The 249-nt window shown below is 43.4% G+C and carries 1 pseudogene; it reads right to left on the reverse strand.

Annotation, left to right across the window (positions count from 1 at the left end):
• A pseudogene (locus tag NXT09_RS22445) lies at positions 1-209 on the reverse strand (arginase family protein); the annotation flags it as partial.
• Between the last annotated feature and the right edge of the window lie 40 nt (positions 210-249).

Below are 249 nucleotides of genomic sequence, written 5' to 3' on the forward strand. Positions count from 1 at the left end.
GATCTGAACAGGGCAGGATCTAAGACATCCAGATCAATATGGATGGCAAGATATTCAATAGCTTCTTTTTCAATCCAGCCCATGACAGGCTGTGCTCCGTTTTTAACCTCTTCGGGGCTACACGTAGCAATATTATGCTCGGCTATAAACCGAGCTTCGTATTCAAGCGGGTCATGAATACCCGCAATCATGACTTTTTTGGGCGATAAGCATTTATGAATATCCCGCGTTTACATCTGATCTCCATTT

Origin of the sequence: Pectobacterium jejuense (genome assembly GCF_026800125.1) — a bacterium.
In the GTDB taxonomy this organism is placed as follows: domain Bacteria; phylum Pseudomonadota; class Gammaproteobacteria; order Enterobacterales; family Enterobacteriaceae; genus Pectobacterium; species Pectobacterium jejuense.